At 69.2% G+C, this 18,116-nt stretch carries 14 protein-coding genes; 1 reads left to right on the top strand and 13 read right to left on the bottom strand.

The window, feature by feature from the left end; all coding sequences use genetic code 11:
- Window positions 1-19 precede the first annotated feature (19 nt).
- On the bottom strand, window positions 20-1,090 hold the full coding sequence (locus tag ACX28W_RS08675; RefSeq protein ID WP_458998162.1) for a TraR/DksA C4-type zinc finger protein: 1,071 nt from the start codon (window positions 1,088-1,090) through the stop codon (window positions 20-22).
- A gap of 587 nt (window positions 1,091-1,677) precedes the next feature.
- On the opposite strand from ACX28W_RS08675, the gene ileS reads away from it, so the two are divergent.
- A complete protein-coding gene (ileS, locus tag ACX28W_RS08670) occupies window positions 1,678-4,821 on the top strand; it encodes an isoleucine--tRNA ligase (protein ID WP_458998161.1) in 3,144 nt (1,047 codons plus the stop codon).
- Between the two features lie 504 nt (window positions 4,822-5,325).
- Here the strand turns inward: ileS and ACX28W_RS08665 are convergent.
- The 12 genes from ACX28W_RS08665 to ACX28W_RS08610 all read right to left on the bottom strand — a co-directional run bounded on the left by ACX28W_RS08665 (window position 5,326) and on the right by ACX28W_RS08610 (window position 18,112).
- A complete protein-coding gene (locus tag ACX28W_RS08665) occupies window positions 5,326-6,585 on the bottom strand; it encodes a DivIVA domain-containing protein (protein WP_458998160.1) in 1,260 nt (419 codons plus the stop codon).
- Between the two features lie 46 nt (window positions 6,586-6,631).
- Window positions 6,632-6,916, bottom strand: a complete 285-nt coding sequence (locus ACX28W_RS08660; RefSeq protein ID WP_149513177.1) for a YggT family protein — start codon at window positions 6,914-6,916, stop codon at window positions 6,632-6,634.
- 52 nt (window positions 6,917-6,968) lie between these two features.
- On the bottom strand, window positions 6,969-7,610 hold the full coding sequence (locus ACX28W_RS08655) for a cell division protein SepF (protein ID WP_458998159.1): 642 nt from the start codon (window positions 7,608-7,610) through the stop codon (window positions 6,969-6,971).
- A 129-nt stretch (window positions 7,611-7,739) separates the two neighbouring features.
- Complete coding sequence (locus ACX28W_RS08650) at window positions 7,740-8,459, bottom strand: YggS family pyridoxal phosphate-dependent enzyme (RefSeq protein WP_458998158.1); 720 nt, start codon at window positions 8,457-8,459, stop codon at window positions 7,740-7,742.
- 6 nt (window positions 8,460-8,465) lie between these two features.
- Window positions 8,466-9,203 carry a peptidoglycan editing factor PgeF gene (pgeF, locus tag ACX28W_RS08645; RefSeq protein ID WP_458998157.1) on the bottom strand — a complete coding sequence of 246 codons (738 nt, stop codon included), beginning with the start codon at window positions 9,201-9,203 and terminating at the stop codon, window positions 8,466-8,468.
- Window positions 9,200-10,390, bottom strand: a complete 1,191-nt coding sequence (gene ftsZ / locus ACX28W_RS08640; RefSeq protein WP_362066851.1) for a cell division protein FtsZ — start codon at window positions 10,388-10,390, stop codon at window positions 9,200-9,202. The genes pgeF and ftsZ overlap by 4 nt, the downstream gene beginning before the upstream one ends.
- Before the next feature lie 276 nt (window positions 10,391-10,666).
- A complete protein-coding gene (locus tag ACX28W_RS08635) occupies window positions 10,667-11,464 on the bottom strand; it encodes a cell division protein FtsQ/DivIB (protein ID WP_458998156.1) in 798 nt (265 codons plus the stop codon).
- A 142-nt stretch (window positions 11,465-11,606) separates the two neighbouring features.
- Window positions 11,607-12,701: an undecaprenyldiphospho-muramoylpentapeptide beta-N-acetylglucosaminyltransferase gene (murG, locus tag ACX28W_RS08630; RefSeq protein ID WP_458998155.1), complete on the bottom strand. Its 1,095-nt coding sequence runs from the start codon at window positions 12,699-12,701 to the stop codon at window positions 11,607-11,609.
- A gap of 6 nt (window positions 12,702-12,707) precedes the next feature.
- Complete coding sequence (ftsW, locus tag ACX28W_RS08625; protein ID WP_458998154.1) at window positions 12,708-14,069, bottom strand: putative lipid II flippase FtsW; 1,362 nt, start codon at window positions 14,067-14,069, stop codon at window positions 12,708-12,710.
- A 142-nt stretch (window positions 14,070-14,211) separates the two neighbouring features.
- The gene (murD, locus tag ACX28W_RS08620; RefSeq protein WP_458998153.1) at window positions 14,212-15,639 is read right to left on the bottom strand and encodes a UDP-N-acetylmuramoyl-L-alanine--D-glutamate ligase; all 1,428 of its coding nucleotides are present in this window, start codon (window positions 15,637-15,639) and stop codon (window positions 14,212-14,214) included.
- A complete protein-coding gene (gene mraY, locus ACX28W_RS08615) occupies window positions 15,621-16,694 on the bottom strand; it encodes a phospho-N-acetylmuramoyl-pentapeptide-transferase (protein WP_362066862.1) in 1,074 nt (357 codons plus the stop codon). Before mraY ends, murD begins: the two co-directional genes overlap by 19 nt.
- Window positions 16,691-18,112 (bottom strand): UDP-N-acetylmuramoyl-tripeptide--D-alanyl-D-alanine ligase, encoded by a 1,422-nt coding sequence (locus tag ACX28W_RS08610; protein WP_458998152.1) that lies wholly within the window; start codon window positions 18,110-18,112, stop codon window positions 16,691-16,693. Before ACX28W_RS08610 ends, mraY begins: the two co-directional genes overlap by 4 nt.
- Window positions 18,113-18,116: the final 4 nt, after the last annotated feature.

Raw genomic sequence — 18,116 nt, 5'->3', positions numbered from 1 at the left:
GAGCCATCCCGCGCCCGTCTCAGCGGCGTTCCTGCTTCTGCTTGCACTCGACACACAGGGTGGCGCGTGAGAAGGCCTGCATCCGCGCCTTGCCGATGGGGTTGCCGCAGTTCTCGCAGAGTCCGTACGTCCCCGCGTCGAGACGCTCGAGCGCGCGCTCGGTCTGCTCGAGCATCTCGCGCGCGTTGGCGGCGAGAGCCATCTCGTGCTCGCGCGTGATGTTCTTCGTGCCGGTGTCCGCCTGGTCGTCGCCCGCGCCGTCGCCGGAGTCGCGCATCAGGCCCACGATCGCCTGCTCGGACGACGAGATCTCGGTGCCCAGCCGCAGCGCCTCGGACTCCAGCTCCGCGCGCGCCTCCGCGACCTCCTGAGAGGTCCAGGGGTCCTCACCGGGGCGCACCGCCAGCTCGCCGGGGTCAGCGGCGGCGATCCGCGACTTGGGGACCGCGGTGGGCTTCGTCGCCGCGGTGGCCGTGCCAGGAGTCTTCTTCGCAACCACCGTCGTGGCTCCCGTCGTCTTCGCGGCCTGCGCCGCGCCTTCGGCCGCGGAAGCGACCGTCTTCTTGACCGTGCTCTTCTTGGCCGTACCCGTGCTCCTCTTGGCCGTACTGGTGCCCTTCTTGGTCGCGCTCTTCGCGCGGGTCTTCTTCGTGGTGCCGCCCTTCGCCGCACCGATCGCCGCCCGGCCCGCCTCCTCTGCGGTCGGCTTCACCTCGGCGGTCCTCGTACCGACGGTCTTCTCGGCGACCACCTTCTCGGCCACCATCTTCTCGGCGACCGTTTCCCTGGCCGCTGTCTTCTTGGGGACCGGCTTGGTGACCGGCTTTTTGGTGGCCGCCTTCTTGATGACCGTCTTCGTAGCAGCCGTTTTCTTCACCCCGGCCTTCCTGACAGCCGCCTTCCTGGCTACGGCTCCGTTGGCCGTTTCGGTGACGATTTCGGTGGGCGCCAAGGCCGTCGTCTTGACCGGCCTGGTGCCACGCGCCGCCGCTGCCCCCTGTGTGCTCTTCTTCCCGCCCACATCCTTGGCCGCCGGACCCGTGGATCTGCCGGACGCCGGCTGCTGTACGGCGGTCTTCTTCGCCACCATGGCCGCGGCCCCTTCACATATTGTGATTTCGCTCGCGAATCGTGCTGGGACGATAAATCGACTTCTGGCCCACGGCAACGGGGCACACCAACGATTCGCCGCCCCGTGAGACCCGCGCGACAAGCCTGCATGCGTTGTGCCCAGCTCCCCGCCCGGTAATCCGCCAGGCCCGGCGTCCCAGGATCCGGACGCCCGCGCCTCGCCATTCGGGTCACTTTCCGGGCCGCTGGGCCGCCCCGGAAAACCGGTCGGCCGCTGTCCGCGCGGCGCCGTACACTGGGCGCAGCGAGAAGCGTGGATGGGGACGAGTAGCGGCGTAAGCGGCCAAGAGCGATCCGGGGACGGTGGAAGCCCGGAGGCGAGCGCGACGCGAAGATCACCCCGGAGCCGCCGGAAGAAAGCCCGAGCCCAGCAGCCCAGGCCAGTAGAACCGGCATCGCGACCCCAATGAGGGGGCTCACGGGTGCATACCGGGCACCGGGGAGCCAAGGAGGGTGGTACCGCGGGAGCGCGTCGCACACGGCGTCCGTAGCAAGAAAGCTCTCGTCCCTCCGACGGAAGGCAGTAAGTCCGCCGGAGGAAGATCGATGACGCAGTACCGCCAGGTGCCCGCCCAGGTCGACCTGCCCGCCCTCGAGCACGCCGTGCTCGACTTCTGGCGCGAGCAGAAGATCTTTGCCAAGAGCCTCGAGCAGTCCGAGGGCCGCCCCGAATGGGTGTTCTATGAAGGCCCGCCCACCGCCAACGGCATGCCGGGCGCCCACCACATCGAGGCCCGCGTCTTCAAGGACGTCTTCCCCCGCTTCCGCACCATGCGCGGCTACCACGTGGCCCGCAAGGCCGGCTGGGACTGCCACGGCCTCCCGGTGGAGCTGGCGGTGGAGAAGGAGCTCGGCTTCAGCGGCAAGCAGGACATCGAGGCGTACGGCATCGCCGAGTTCAACGCCAAGTGCCGCGAGTCCGTGACCCGCCACACCGACGCCTTCACCGAGCTCACCAACCGCATGGGCTACTGGGTCGACCTGGACGACGCGTACCGCACCATGGACCCCGAGTACGTGGAATCCGTGTGGTGGTCGCTCAAGGAGATCTTCAACAAGGGGCTGCTGGTCCAGGACTACCGCGTCGCCCCGTGGTGCCCGCAGGACGAGACCGGCCTGTCGGACCACGAGCTGGCACAGGGCTACGAGACGATCGTCGACCCCTCCGTGTACGTCCGTTTCCCACTCACCTCCGGTCCGCTGGCCGGCCAGGCCGCGCTCCTGGTGTGGACGACGACCCCGTGGACGCTGGTGTCCAACACCGCCGTCGCCGCGCACCCCGAGGTCACCTACGTCGTCGCGACGAACGGCGAGGAGAAGCTCGTCGTCGCCGAGCCGCTCGTCGAGAAGGCCCTCGGCGAGGGCTGGGAGACCACCGGCGAGACCTTCACCGGCGCCGAAATGGAGCGCTGGACGTATCAACGTCCGTTCGAGCTGGTGGAGTTCCCAGCGGACGCGGAAGCCCACTACGTGGTGAACGCGGAGTACGTGACGACCGAGGACGGCACGGGTCTGGTCCACCAGTCCCCCGCCTTCGGTGAGGACGACCTCAAGGTCTGCCGCGAATACGGCCTGCCGGTGGTGAACCCCGTCCGCACGAACGGGACCTTCGAGAAGGACGTTCCCCTCGTGGGCGGTGTCTTCTTCAAGAAGGCGGACGAAAAGCTCACCGAGGACCTCCAGAACCGCGGTCTGCTCTTCAAGCACATCCCGTACGAGCACAGCTACCCGCACTGCTGGCGCTGCCACACCGCGCTCCTCTACTACGCGCAGCCGTCCTGGTACATCCGCACCACGGCCGTCAAGGACCGCCTCCTCCAGGAGAACGAGAAGACCAACTGGTTCCCGGAGTCCGTCAAGCACGGCCGCTTCGGTGACTGGCTGAACAACAACGTCGACTGGGCGCTGTCCCGCAGCCGCTTCTGGGGCACCCCGCTCCCGCTGTGGACCTGCGAGGAGGGCCACCTCACCTGCGTCGGCTCCCGCGCGGAGCTCTCCGAGCTGACGGGCACCGACCAGTCGAACCTGGACCCGCACCGCCCGTTCATCGACGAAGTCACCTTCGCGTGCCCCCAGGACGGCTGCGGGCAGACAGCGACCCGCGTCCCGGAGGTCATCGACGCCTGGTACGACTCGGGTTCGATGCCGTTCGCGCAGTGGGGCTACCCGTACAAGAACAAGGAGCTCTTCGAGAGCCGCTACCCGGCGCAGTTCATCAGCGAGGCCATCGACCAGACGCGAGGCTGGTTCTACACCCTCATGGCCGTCGGCACACTCGTCTTCGACAAGTCGTCGTACGAGAACGTCGTCTGCCTCGGCCACATCCTGGCCGAGGACGGCCGCAAGATGTCCAAGCACCTGGGCAACATCCTGCAGCCGATCCCGCTGATGGACCAGCACGGCGCTGACGCGGTGCGCTGGTTCATGGCGGCGGGCGGCTCCCCGTGGGCGGCGCGCCGGGTCGGCCACGGCACGATCCAGGAGGTCGTGCGCAAGACCCTCCTCACCTACTGGAACACGGTCGCCTTCCAGGCCCTGTACGCGCGCACCTCCAACTGGGCCCCGAGCGAGGCCGATCCGGCCCCGGCCGACCGCCCGGTCCTCGACCGCTGGCTGCTCTCCGAACTCCACGCGCTCACCGACCAGGTGACGCAGTCGCTGGAGTCGTACGACACCCAGCGAGCCGGCAAGCTCCTGTCGGCGTTCGTCGACGACCTGTCCAACTGGTATGTGCGTCGCTCGCGTCGCCGCTTCTGGCAGGGCGACAAGGCCGCGCTGCGCACGCTGCACGAGGTCGTCGAGACGGTCACGCGCCTGATGGCCCCGCTGACCCCGTTCATCACCGAGCGGGTCTGGCAGGACCTGGTGGTACCCGTGACGCCCGGAGCCCCCGAATCCGTGCACCTCTCCTCCTGGCCGGAGGCGGACCTGTCCGTCATCGACCCGGAGCTGTCGAATCAGATGGTGCTGGTGCGCCGTCTCGTGGAGCTCGGCCGCGCCACCCGCGCGGAGTCGGGCGTCAAGACGCGCCAGCCGCTGTCCCGCGCGCTGGTCGCGGCCTCCGGCTTCGAGTCCCTCGACCGCGAGCTGCACGCGCAGATCACGGAAGAGCTGAACGTCTCCTCGCTGGCCTCCCTCTCCGAAGTCGGCGGCTCGCTGGTCGACACCACGGCCAAGGCGAACTTCCGCGCGCTCGGCAAGCGCTTCGGCAAGGGCGTCCAAGCGGTCGCCAAGGCCGTCGCCGAGACGGACGCCGCGGCCCTCTCCCTCGCCCTGCGCGCGGGCACGGCCTCCGTCGAGGTCGACGGCGGCACCGTCACCCTCGCCCCCGACGAGGTCATCATCACGGAGACCCCGCGCGAGGGCTGGTCGGTGGCGTCCGACTCCGGTGCCACGGTTGCCCTCGACCTGGAGATCACGGAGGAACTGCGTCAGGCGGGCCTCGCCCGTGACGCGATCCGCCTGATCCAGGAGGCCCGCAAGAACAGCGGCCTCGACGTTGCCGACCGCATCGCCCTGCGCTGGACGTCCACGGACCCCGCCGTCATCGCGGCCCTGACCGAGCACTCCCCCCTCATCGCCGACGAGGTCCTCGCCACGGACTTCGCCCAGGGCGAGGCGGACGACACCTACGGCGCCACGTTCACGGACGAGGGTCTGTCCCTGACGTTCCGCCTCCGCAAGGCGTAACCACCCATCCGAAGGCCTGGTGGCACCAAGATCCCTCGGTCCACCAGGCCTTCACCGTTGCCCCGGGTTTTCGCCGTCCCATCGCGTTCCTGGGGGCTGCTGCCCCCAGACCCCCGCTTCGGCCTGAACGCCCTCGTCCTCAAACGCCGGACGGGCTGAAAGATCGCGACCCAACGCCGAGAGTCCCCAGCCCCGGCGGGGACCCTTCAGCCCGGCCCGGGATACCCAGCCTGTCCGGCGTTTGAGGACGAGCCCTTCGGGCGAGCGGGGGTCCAGGGGCGCAGCGCCCCTGGCGGGGGTCTGGGGGCGGAGCCCCCAGGAACGGATGATGGGGGTCCCCCCCTCTGCTCGAGCGAAGCCGAGAGCTTGGGGGAGGGTAGGGGCGGCGGGGGCGCAACACACCCCCCATCCCACCCGCACAAGACCCCACAAAAGGGCGGAGCCCCCGGAATTCCGGGGGCTCCGCCCTGAACGCTGCCGACGCCTAAGGCGTACTAGAGGCCGTCAGTTGTCGTCCTCGTCGATGAGGAACCCACGCATCGGCGAGGGAGCCTGCTGCATCGGCGACGGCCCCTGAGGCCGCACCGGAGCCATCGGCTGAGTCATGGCCGGCGACATCTGCTGCTGCCCACCGTAGGAGGGCGCGGCCGGTGCCGGACCGCCACCCATGCCCTGGCTGCTGCCGTACGACGGCGCGCTCGCGCCGGCCGGAGCCATCGAGGGCGCGGAGGGCGACGGCAGGGAAGCCGTGGCCGGGGTGCGCGGCGGAGCCAGCGAGTCGTCGGCCTGGGTCTCCAGCTGACGCAGCTGCGACTCGAGGTAGGACTTCAGCCGCGTACGGTACTCGCGCTCGAAGCCGCGCAGATCCTCGACCTTGCGCTCCAGCGTGGCGCGCGCGGACTCCAGGGAACCCATCGCGACACGGTGCTTCTCCTGCGCGTCCCGCTCCAGCGCGTCAGCCTTGGCGCGGGCGTCGCGCTCCAGGCCCTCGGCACGGCTGCGGGCCTCGCCGACGATCTTGTTGGCCTCGGAACGGGCCTCCGCGATCGCCTGGTCGGCGGTCTGCTGAGCCAGCGAGAGCACACGGGCGGCGCTGTCGCCACCGGGGCCCTGACCGGGCTGCCCCATCTGCGGGCCGTGACCGCCCATCGGGCCACCCATGGGTCCGCCCATGGGACCACCCATCGGGCCACCCATCTGCTGCTGCATCTGCTGCTGCATCTGGCCCGGCATCTGCTGCTGCATCTGCTGGCCGGGGCCCTGGCCCATCGGACCCTGACCCATGGGGCCCTGGCCCATCGGACCCTGACCCATCGGCCCCTGGCCCATGGGGCCCTGGCCCATCGGACCCTGCCCCTGCGGACCACCCTGGCCCTGACCCTGCCCGCTGGGGCCTGCGGGCAGCTGCGGCGCACCGCTCGGCAGCTGGGGCGGCCCACCCATAGGGCCACCCATCTGCTGCTGCGGCGGGCCCGATATGCCGGCGGGTACGGGGGCACCCGGACCGCGCATGCCCTGCGGCGGACCCTGCTGCTGCTGGTCCTGCGGCTCGGGGGGCTTGCGCATACCCTGCTGCTGGTTCTGCGCAGCCGCGCGCGTGGCCGCCGCCAATTTGGCGCGCAGGTCCTCGTTCTCGCGGAGCAGTCGCGTCAGTTCGGCTTCGACCTCGTCGAGGAAGGCATCGACCTCGTCCTCGTCATAGCCTTCTCGGAGGCGGACGGTCGTGAACTGCTTGTTCCGCACGTCCTCGGGGGTCAACGGCATCTCTTCACCTCAACGTAGTCGTCGGCATTCGGCAAGACCGTATCGTTCACAGCCGGCTCACGACGGAGATCAGGATGTAGACGATGATCATCAGTACGAAGAAGGACAGGTCTAGCGCCACGCCCCCGAGACGCAGCGGCGGAATGAACCGCCGCAGAAGCTTGAGCGGTGGATCGGTGACAGTGTAGGTGGCCTCCAGAACGACCACCATCGCCTTGCCGGGTTGCCATGAGCGGGCGAACTGGAAGACGTAGTCCATGACCAACCGGAAAATCAGCACGATGAGGAAACACATCAGCGCGACGTAGAGAACCTGCCCGACCACGCTCATGATCCGTGCTTCCCTCTCCCCTGTTTCCGTACCTTGATTCCGGTCCTGCGTCTCAGCTCTGGTTGAAGAACCCGCCCTCTGCGATGCGGGCCTTGTCCTCCGCCGTGACATCGACGTTAGCAGGCGACAACAGGAACACCTTCTGCGTCACCCGCTCGATGCTGCCGTGGAGACCAAATACCAAACCGGCCGCAAAGTCGACAAGTCGCTTCGCGTCCGTGTCATCCATCTCCGTGAGATTCATGATCACCGGGGTGCCTTCACGGAAGTGTTCCCCGATGGTACGGGCCTCGTTGTAGGTCCGGGGGTGAAGTGTGGTGATCCGGTACGGCTCTCGTTCCGACACGACCTTGGGCATGATCACCGGTGCGTTCTTCTCCAGGCTTGCGCGTTCTTGTGTGATGGATGCCACGGGCGCAATGCGCGCCGGACGTCCGGATTCCGCGGGTAGCGAAGCGGAATGCGACAACGGATCGCGCTGCGCCGGCGGCTGTACTACTCGTACCGATTCGTCCCGTTGGGACTGGTGTGCCTGATGTGACTGATGCGGCGGCTCATGCCGTCGCCGGTCGCGCTCAGGCTCCGGGTCGAGCTCGGGCTCGAACTCGTCGTCGGGGTCGAACCCCCTGCCGTCGTACCCATCGTCCTCCACGAGGCCGAGGTAGACCGCCATCTTGCGCATCGCGCCGGCCATGCTCTGAGTCCTCCGCTCTGTGGTGGATCGGCTGACGACTTGCCAAGTGCCCGCGATCCACGAGGTCGTTATGTCCGCCAGTGGCGGTAATGACCATATTTTCTGCTGTGGTCCGACTTCTTGGCGACGTTACCCGAGCCTGGGTCGGACTCCGAGCACCGCCGTACCGACGCGCACATGTGTCGCTCCGGCCGCCACGGCCTGTTCGAGGTCCGCACTCATCCCTGCAGACACCATGTTCGCAGCCGGATGCGTGCGGCGCATAGCAGTCGACAAATCCATCAGCCGCTCGAACGCCGCCTGTTGGCGCCCCGCGAACGGTCCGGCGAGCGGCGCGACGGTCATCAGCCCGTCGAGCCGGAGCCCCGGAGACCGTGCGACCAGGTCGGCCAACTCTTCGATTCCGCCCACTCCCACGCCTCCCCGCTCACCCCGGCCGCTCTCCTCCGCGTCCAGCGCGACCTGGATGAGGCAGCCCACTTCGCGCTCCACCCGTTCCGCCTCCTTCGACAGCGCCGTGACGAGCCGGGAACGGTCGACGGACTGCACCACATCGGCATAACCGACCACAGACCGCACCTTGTTGGTCTGCAACTGACCGACAAAATGCCATGAGAGGGGCAGATCCGAGCAGGCGGCGGCCTTGGGTGCCGCGTCCTGGTCCCGGTTCTCGGCGACATGACGCACACCGAGTTCCGACAGGAGCCGCACATCACTCGCCGGGTAGGTCTTGGTGACCACGATGAGGGTCACCTCTTCGCGCTTGCGCCCGGCGGCTGTGCACGCCGCGGCGATACGCTCTTCCACTTTCGCCAGATTTCCGGCGAGTTGAGCCTTACGGTCCGTCATGCCCCATCAGTCCAGCCAGACATAGCCCGCGAGCCGCCCGGTGGTGCGGTCCCGTCGGTACGAGAAGTGGTCGTCCGACTCCAGCGTGCACACCGGCGACTGCTCCCGGTCACGCACCCCGAGCCGTTCCAACTGCGCGTGCACACCGGCGGTCACATCGACCGCCGGAGTGCCCCAACTGGTCTCGGCGTACGCCGCGGGCTCGACGGCGGCGACGTCGGCGCGCATCCTGTCCGGCACTTCGTAGCACCGGCCGCAGACCGCGGGTCCGGTGCGGGCGACGATCCGGGCGGGTACGGCGCCGAGTTCCACCATGGCCCGCACGGCGGCGGGGACGACCCCGGCGATCATGCCGGGCCGTCCCGCGTGGGCCGCGGCCGCGATCCCGGCGACGGGATCGGCGAGCAGCACCGGCGTGCAGTCGGCGGTGAGGACGGCGAGGGCGAGCCCCCGCCGCGCGGTGACGATCGCGTCGACGGCCGGAATCTCCGAAGAACCCCAAGGTCCGTCGACCACCGCCACCTCCGGCCCGTGCACCTGCTTCATCCAGACGACCTGCGCCGGGTCGAGTCCCAGCGACTTGGCGGCCAGTTCACGATTGGTCCGTACGGCGTCGGGGTCGTCGCCGACCGCCCCGCCGAGGTTGAGCTCCTCGTACGGAACGGCGCTCACCCCGCCCCACCGGTCGGTGAAGGCGAAGTGCGCGCCGCTCGCGGTGCTCGTTTCGGAGCGCTGTCCTATCACTTCAGGAAGTCCGGCACGTCCAGCTCCTCGGCCGCGCTGTCCGAGTAGGAGCGGGACGGCGGAACCGGCGGCGAGACCGGCAGTTCGTTCACCGGCTCCGGGGTCGGCTCCGGCGCTTCCTTCGGCGTGACGCTGCCGAGCGAACCGAACGACGGGCGGCTGTCGGTGGACCGTACCGGGGTGGGCTCCTCGCGCTTGGCCGAGGTCGAGCCGAGGATGTTGTCCCGCTTGGCCGGCGGCTGGCCGCCGTCGAAGCCGGCGGCGATGACGGTGACCCGCACTTCGTCGCCGAGGGCGTCGTCGATGACCGCGCCGAAGATGATGTTGGCCTCGGGGTGCGCGGCCTCACTGACCAGCTGGGCGGCCTCGTTGATCTCGAACAGGCCGAGGTCGGAGCCGCCGGAGATGGAGAGCAGCACGCCGCGGGCGCCGTCGATGGAGGCTTCGAGGAGCGGCGAGGAGATCGCCATCTCGGCCGCCGCCACCGCGCGGTCGTCGCCACGGGCCGAGCCGATGCCCATGAGCGCCGAACCCGCCTCGGACATCACGGACTTCACATCGGCGAAGTCGAGGTTGATCAGACCGGGCGTGGTGATGAGATCGGTGATGCCCTGCACACCGGAGAGCAGGACCTGGTCGGCCGACTTGAAGGCGTCGAGGACGGAGACCTGGCGGTCCGAGATGGACAGCAGCCGGTCGTTCGGGATGACGATGAGGGTGTCGACCTCTTCGCGGAGCTCCGCGATGCCGTCCTCGGCCTGGTTGGCGCGGCGCCGTCCCTCGAAGGTGAACGGGCGCGTGACCACGCCGATGGTGAGGGCGCCGAGCGAGCGGGCGATGTTGGCCACGACGGGTGCGCCGCCGGTGCCGGTGCCGCCGCCTTCGCCGGCCGTCACGAAGACCATGTCGGCCCCCTTGAGGACCTCCTCGATCTCCTCGCGGTGGTCCTCGGCGGCCTTGCGGCCGACGGCCGGGTTGGCTCCGGCGCCGAGTCCGCGAGTGAGTTCGCGGCCGACGTCGAGCTTGACGTCGGCGTCGCTCATCAACAGAGCTTGCGCGTCCGTGTTGATGGCGATGAACTCGACGCCCTTGAGACCGACCTCGATCATCCGGTTGATGGCATTGACACCACCGCCGCCGACACCGATGACTTTGATGACTGCGAGGTAGTTCTGCGGTGCTGCCACGTCGAAGGCCTCTCGCCTCGAGTTACGTGTCGCCGCCTCGCGTGTTCGCGATCCGACGACTGATGCCGAAGTGGGACGGTCCGAACGCCGACCCGAACCCTAACGCTGAAGTTTAGGGTTACCAGTGTGTCTGTTCCTTGGACTCTTCCGAACAGGACACTAAGTCGACAAGTGGCGCACGTTCAACGAACACGCCGAACCTCCCGTTTTTCTTTTCACCCTATGTGATCAGGCGAAGCAGTGCCCAACCAGGGTGCTGGCCTGCGCAGATGTGCGTCAACTCCCCGATGACGCAGGGGCGGTGGGAACGCTCACGTCGAAGTGCCGGGCCCCCGGAGCTGCTTTCATGAGAGCGGTCAGCGTCCTGGCCTTCGCGCGGCCCTTCTCACCGCTCCCCCACTCGACGGTGCGGCCACCCGTCAACTCCAGCGAGATCGAGTCGTACGAACGGACCTTGACGGTACGGGTGTCGCGGGCGACTGCGGACGGAATGTCCCCGGCGACCCGCACCGCCTCGCGCACCAGCCGGTCCGCGGGGAAGCGCCGCAGGGAGCCGGCCGACCGGGACACCGTCAATTCCAGAGCGGGCACGTTCTTCGGGGCAACCGAAACCGTCGCGAATCGCACGCCCTTGGCGTCCACTTCGACGTACTTGCCACCGTTTCCGGAGTTTTTGAGAATCAGGACCGGGGTTCGCTCGGTCACTTTCAGTCCAATTCCGTGCGGCCAGGAACGGACGACATCAACCACGTCAATTCGGGGCAATTTCCGGCGCAATCGCGCCTCGATGGCGTCGGTGTCGACGGAAATCAGCGGCGATCCGACCGGTGCGTCGGCCGCCTCGCGCACCTGCTGCGCCGTCAGGACCCGCACCCCGGAGACCGACACCTTCTCCAACCGCAGCCACTGCGCGCCGTAGAGGGCCCAGAGGGAGCCGGTCACGATCAACACCAGGGTGATCAAAAGGATGATGAGCGTACGAGGCCGGGGCAGCCGCCCGGTAAAGGGCGGCCGGGGCGGGCCGGACTCCAGCTTCTGCCGTGTACCGCGCTCGGCGGTCGTCGGTCCGGCCACGCGCACTCCCCTTTTTTGCGGCTCGGTTCGCCTCCGGGGCGCTTGTGCCGGTGTCGACGGGCCGATCGTGCTCGGCCCTTCGGGCCTCCGCGCGTTCGACCCCTCGACACCGGCGCGCCCCTTCGGCTCACTCGCCTGTGCGTTACTGGCGGCGGTGCGAGGCGATCGCCTCGTACACCATGCCGACGAGCAGGTCGTCGGCGTCCCGGCGGCCGAACTCGCTGGCAGCGCGGGACATCTCGTACAGCCGGTGCGGATCGGCGAGCACGGGCAGGACGTTGCCATGGACCCACTCGGGCGTCAGTTCCGCGTCGTCGACCAGCAGTCCGCCGCCGGCCTTGACCACCGGCTGGGCGTTCAGCCGCTGTTCGCCGTTGCCGATGGGCAGCGGGACATAGGCGGCGGGGAGCCCGACGGCGGAGAGTTCGGCGACGGTCATCGCGCCCGCACGGCAGAGCATCATGTCGGCCGCCGCGTACGCGAGATCCATCCGGTCCACGTACGGTACCGGGATATAGGGGGGCATTCCCGGCATCTGGTGGACCTGCGGCAGTTCGTTCTTCGGGCCGACCGCGTGCAGGATCTGGATACCCGCCCGCTGGAGGTACGGGGCCGCCTGCTGGACCACCTCGTTGAGGCGCCGGGCACCCTGCGAGCCGCCCGACACCAACAGGGTGGGCAGGGCGGGGTCGAGCCCGAACGCGGCGCGCGCCTCGGGGCGTACGGCGGCCCGGTCCAGGGTGGCGATGGAGCGGCGCAGCGGGATGCCGATGTAGCGGGCGCCGCGCAGCTTGCTGTCCGGGGTGGAGACGGCGACCTGGGCGGCGTACCGCGAACCGATCTTGTTGGCGAGGCCGGGGCGGGCGTTGGCCTCGTGGATGATGATCGGCACGCCGAGGCGCTTGGCCGCGAGATAGCCGGGCAGCGCGACATAGCCGCCGAAGCCGACGACCGCGTCCGCCTTGGTGCGCTCCATGATCTGCTCGGCCGCCTTGATCGTGCCGCGCAGCCGCCCCGGGACGGTGATCAGCTCGGGTGTGGGCTTGCGCGGCAGCGGGACGGCGGGGATCAGCGCGAGTTCGTAGCCGCGCTCGGGTACGAGTCGGGTCTCAAGACCGCGTTCCGTGCCCAGGGCCGTGATTCCCACGGTCGGGTCCTGCCTGCGCAGGGCGTCCGCGAGGGCGAGCGCGGGCTCGATGTGGCCGGCGGTCCCCCCGCCGGCGAGTACGACATGCACCGAAATTCACCGCTCTCCGGACGAGCGCGCCGCGGCACGCCGTCGCATCGTGTTCCATCTCCGAGGCCCCGCGGCCCCTGCGGAGCCTCTCACCGCAGCACGCTTTCTGCCAAAGCGGGGTTGCCGCATCGCCAGCGCCGCCCGCGCAGCGGGCTCATCGCGTGCGAAGGCAAGCATGAGCCCGATGGCGAACATGGTCGGCAGCAGGGCGGAACCCCCGTAGGAGAACAGCGGGAGCGGGACTCCGGCGATCGGCAGCAGACCGAGCACCGCACCGATGTTGATCACGGCCTGGGCCGTGATCCAGGTGGTCACGCCTCCCGCGGCATACCTCACGAAGGGGTCCTCCGTGCGTCCGGCCACGCGGATACCCGCATAGCCTAGAGCCGCGAAGAGGGCGAGCACCGACAGCGTCCCCGCGAGGCCGAGTTCCTCCCCGGTGATGGCGAAGATGAAGTCGGTGTGCGCTTCGGGTAGTTGGCCCCATTTTTCCACACTGGCGCCGAGGCCGGAACCGAAGAGGCCGCCGGAGGCGAGGGCGTAGATGCCGTGCACGGCCTGCCAGCACGTGTCGTTCGGGCCGGGCTCGGTGGCGCCGATGCAGGCCAGCCTGGACATGCGGTTGGGGCTGGTCTTGATCAGGATGAAGCCGATCGTCACGGCGATGGACAGCACGCCCACGAACAGCCGCGTGGGCGCTCCGGCCAGCCACAGCAGCCCGAAGAGGATGGCGGTGAGGATGATCGCCGTGCCCATGTCGCCGCCGAGCATGATCAGCCCGAGCAGCATGAAGGCCGCCGGGACGAGGGGCACCAGCATGTGCTTCCACTGCGCCAGCATCCCCTTGTCCTCTTTGCGGGCGAGCAGGTCGGCACCCCACAGGACGAGCGCGAGCTTGCCGAACTCGCTGGGCTGGATCTGGAACGAGCCGCCGAGGGAGATCCAGTTCTGGTTGCCGTTGACCGCCACCCCTATCCCCGGCACCTGCACGAGGATCATCAGGAAGACCGCGCCGGCCAGGATCGGATACGCCAGCGCCCGGTGCAGTTTCACCGGCACCCGCATGGCGATCAGGAGCAGCACGGCCCCGATCATCGCCGCGAGGAACTGTTTGCGGAAGAAGAACGACCCCGGCAGCGACAGCTGCAGCGCCGTGATCATCGAGGCCGAGTAGACCATCACCAGGCCCAGCACGGCGATCAGCATGCTGCTGCCGAGGATCAGGTAGTACGCGGTCAGCGGCCGGTCCCAGGCCTTGCGGGCACGCGTGCCGAGCCGGCGTACGGGGTTGTCGCCCGGGGGTCGTGGTCCGACGGGGCGCCGGGGGGCGCGCTGGACGGGGGGACGGCCGGTACGACTACTGGTCATCAGCCACTCCGCCGTCCGCGCACACGTAGGGCCCAACCGGCGTCGTGCCACCGGCGGATCGCCGACGGCTTGGCCCCGACCACGATGGCGTCACGCGTCCCTCCCAAGGGTCCCGGGCGCCCTGGACCGGCTCAGACCGCCGTCAGGCGCTCGCGGCGCCGAGTTCGCGGACCGCCTCCGCGAAAGCGTCACCGCGCTTGTTGTAGTTGGCGAACATGTCCATGGAAGCGCAGGCCGGCGCCAGTAGAACGGTGTCCCCTGGTTCCGCGAGCCGCTGGGCCTCCTGGACCGCCGCGAGCATCGCCCCAGTGTCGGTCCGGTCGAGGTCGACGACGGGTACTTCCGGCGCGTGTCGCGCCAGGGCTTCACGGATCAGCTCACGATCCGCGCCGATCAGCACGGCCCCCCGAAGTCGCTTTGCCGACTTGGCGACCAGCTCGTCGAAGGTGGCCCCCTTGGCGAGCCCGCCCGCGATCCACACGATCGACTCGTACGCCGCCAAAGACGCTTCCGTCGCATGCGTGTTGGTCGCCTTGGAGTCGTCGACGTACGCGACGCCGTCCACATCGGCGACGTGCGCGATGCGGTGGGCGTCCGGCGTGAAGGCCCGCAGACCGTCCCGTACGGCCTTGGCGGGCACCCCGAAGGCGCGCGCCAGGGCCGCCGCCGCAAGGGCGTTGGCGATGTTGTGCGGGGCGGGCGGATTGACGTCCGACACCTCCGCCAGTTCCTGGGCGCTCTGCTGCCGGTTCTCGACGAAGGCGCGGTCGACCAGGATGCCTTCCACGACGCCCAGTTGGGAGGGTCCGGGCGTGCCCAGCGTGAAGCCGACCGCCCGGCAGCCCTCTTCGACGTCCGCCGCGCGCACCAGGTCCTCGGTGGCCTTGTCGGCCGCGTTGTAGACGCAGGCGACCCGATTCCCTTCGTAGATACGGCCCTTGTCGGCGGCGTACGCCTCCATGGAGCCGTGCCAGTCGAGGTGGTCGGGCGCCAGGTTCAGCACCGTCGCGGAGTGGGCGCGCAGTGAGGGCGCCCAGTGCAGCTGGTAGCTGGACAGCTCCACCGCCAGGACGTCGTACGTCTCCTCGCCCAGCACGGCGTCCAGCAGCGAGACGCCGATGTTGCCGACGGCTGCCGTGCGCAGTCCGGCCGCCTTCAGGATGGAGGCGAGCATCTGCACGGTCGTGGTCTTGCCGTTGGTGCCGGTGACGGCGAGCCAGGGAGCCGCGTCGGGTCCCCTCAGCCGCCAGGCCAGCTCGACGTCGCCCCAGACCGGGACGCCCGCCGCGGCGGCCGCGGCGAACAGCGGTTTGTCCGGCTTCCAGCCGGGCGCGGTGACGATGAGTTCGCTGCCCTCGGGCAGGGTCGCGCCGTCACCGAGGCGCACGGTGATGCCGAGCGCCTCCAGCTCCGCGGCCTGGGCCCGGGCACGCTCGTCGTCGCCGTCGTTGACGACCGTGACGACCGCGCCGAGGCTGTGCAGCACCTTGGCCGCCGGGATGCCGGAGACGCCGAGCCCGGCGACGGTGACGTGTTTGCCCTGCCAGTCGCTCACTTCTGGGCTGCCCATCCCGCGTAGAAGAGACCCAGTCCGACGATCACGCACATGCCCTGGATGATCCAGAAGCGGACCACCACAAGGACTTCGGACCACCCCTTTAGTTCGAAGTGGTGCTGGAGTGGCGCCATTCGGAAGACGCGCTTCCCGGTGAGCCGGAAGGAGCCGACCTGGATGACGACCGACATGGTGATCAGGACGAAGAGACCGCCGAGGAGCGCGACCAGGAGCTCCGTGCGGGAGCAGATCGCGAGACCGGCGAGCGCGCCGCCGAGCGCCAGCGAACCGGTGTCACCCATGAAGATCTTGGCCGGCGAGGTGTTCCACCACAGGAAGCCGAAGCAGGAACCCATCAGGGCGGAGGCGACGATCGCGAGGTCCAGCGGATCTCGCACCTCGTAACAGGCGGCCGGGTTGGTCAGGGTCTGCGTGTTGGCGCAGGACTCCTGGAACTGCCAGACGCCGATGAACGTGTAGGCGCCGAAGACCATCGTCGCCGCGCCGGTGGCCAGACCGTCCAGACCGTCCGTGAGGTTCACGCCGTTGGACATGGCGAGGATCATGAACAGCGCCCAGATGACGAAGAGCACCGGGCCGATGGTCCAGCCGAAGTCCTGGACGAAGGAGAGCTTGGTGGAGGCCGGGGTCTGGCCCCGGCTGTCCGCGAACTGCAGCGCGAGGACCGCGAAGGCGATACCGACGATCAGCTGACCGGCCATCTTCGCCTTGGCCCGCAGACCGAGCGAGCGCCGCTTGACGATCTTGATGTAGTCGTCCAGGAAGCCGACCAGGCCCATGCCCGCCATCAGGCCGAGCACCAGCAGACCCGAGAAGGTCGGGGCGTAACCAGTGATCATCTTGGACGTGAAGTACGCGATGATCGTCGCCAGGATGAAGGCGATACCGCCCATGGTCGGCGTACCGCGCTTGCTGTGGTGCTCGCGCGGGCCGTCGTCACGGATGTACTGCCCGTAACCCTTGCGGGCCAGCAGCTTGATCAGCAGCGGAGTGCCGATCAGGGTCAGGAAGAGACCAATGACTCCTGCGAACAGGATCTGCTTCATCATCGGGCGACAACCTCACCCTCGACGCCACCGTCGAGCAGCGCCTGCGCCACCCGTTCGAGCCCGACCGACCGGGACGCCTTCACGAGTACGACGTCCCCCGGGCGCAGCTCGCTGCGCAACAGGTCGACAGCCGCCTGTGCGTCGGACACGTGCACCGACTCCTCACCCCACGAACCCTCGTTATATGCGCCCAGTTGGAGCCAGGACGCTTCCCTGCCCCCGACCGCGACGAGCTTGCTGACGTTGAGTCGGACGGCGAGCCGCCCGACCGCGTCGTGCTCGGCGAGCGCCTCGTCCCCGAGCTCGGCCATCTGACCGAGCACCGCCCACGTCCTTCCCCCCTGTGCCTGTGAGGCTTTGCCCATCGCCGCGAGCGCGCGCAGGGCGGCTCGCATGGACTCGGGGTTCGCGTTGTAGGCGTCGTTGACGACCGTCACGCCGTCCGGGCGCTCGGTGACCTCCATGCGCCAGCGGGAGAGGGAGCCCGCCTCGGAGAGCGCGAGGGCGATCTCGTCTGCGGACATGCCCAGCTCATGGGCGACGGCGGCCGCGGCGAGCGCGTTCGACACGTGGTGCTCACCGTACAGGCGCATGGTCACATCGCTGCACCCGGAGGGTGTGTGAAGCCTGAATGCGGGCTGTCCGGCCGCCGTGAGACGCACGTTCTCTGCGCGTACGTCCGCTTCGCCGGACTCTCCGAAGAGGATCACGCGCGCTTTCGTCCGGGACGCCATGGCGCGTACGAGGGGATCGTCGGCGTTGAGGACCGCCGCACCGTCCGCCGGGAGGCCCTCGACGAGTTCGCCCTTCGCTTGCGCGATCTGCTCGCGGCCGCCGAACTCGCCGATGTGGGCGGTGCCGACGTTGAGGACGAGGCCGATTCTGGGTGGGGTGAGGTCCGTGAGGTACCTGATGTGGCCGATACCGCGGGCTCCCATCTCCAGCACGAGGAACTTGGTCTCCTCGGTGGCGCTGAGCGCGGTGAGCGGCAGTCCGATCTCGTTGTTGAGCGAGCCGGGCGTGAAGACGGTCGGCGCCTTGCGCCGCAGCACCTGAGCGATCAGGTCCTTGGTGCTGGTCTTGCCCGCGGAGCCGGTGAGGGCCACGAGGGTCGCGCCGAGCCGCTCGACGACGTGGCGCGCGAGGGCGCCGAGGGCGGCCTGGACGTCCGCGACGACGATCGCGGGGGCGCCGACGGGCCGGGAGGCCAGTACGGCGACCGCGCCCGCGTCGACGACCGCCCGGGCGAAGTCGTGGCCGTCCACGCGTTCGCCGACGAAGGCGACGAAGAGGCTGCCGGACTCCACCTCGCGGGAGTCTCTGACGACCGGTCCGGTGACCTGTACCGCCGGATCCGGTATGTCGTACGTCTGCCCGCCGACGACTGCTGCGATCTCGGCGAGGGAGAGGGCGATCACAAGT

Source organism: Streptomyces sp. SD15, assembly GCF_054462255.1.
Note: the sequence above shows the minus strand (reverse complement) of the source record. Positions and strands in the feature narration are given on the sequence as shown.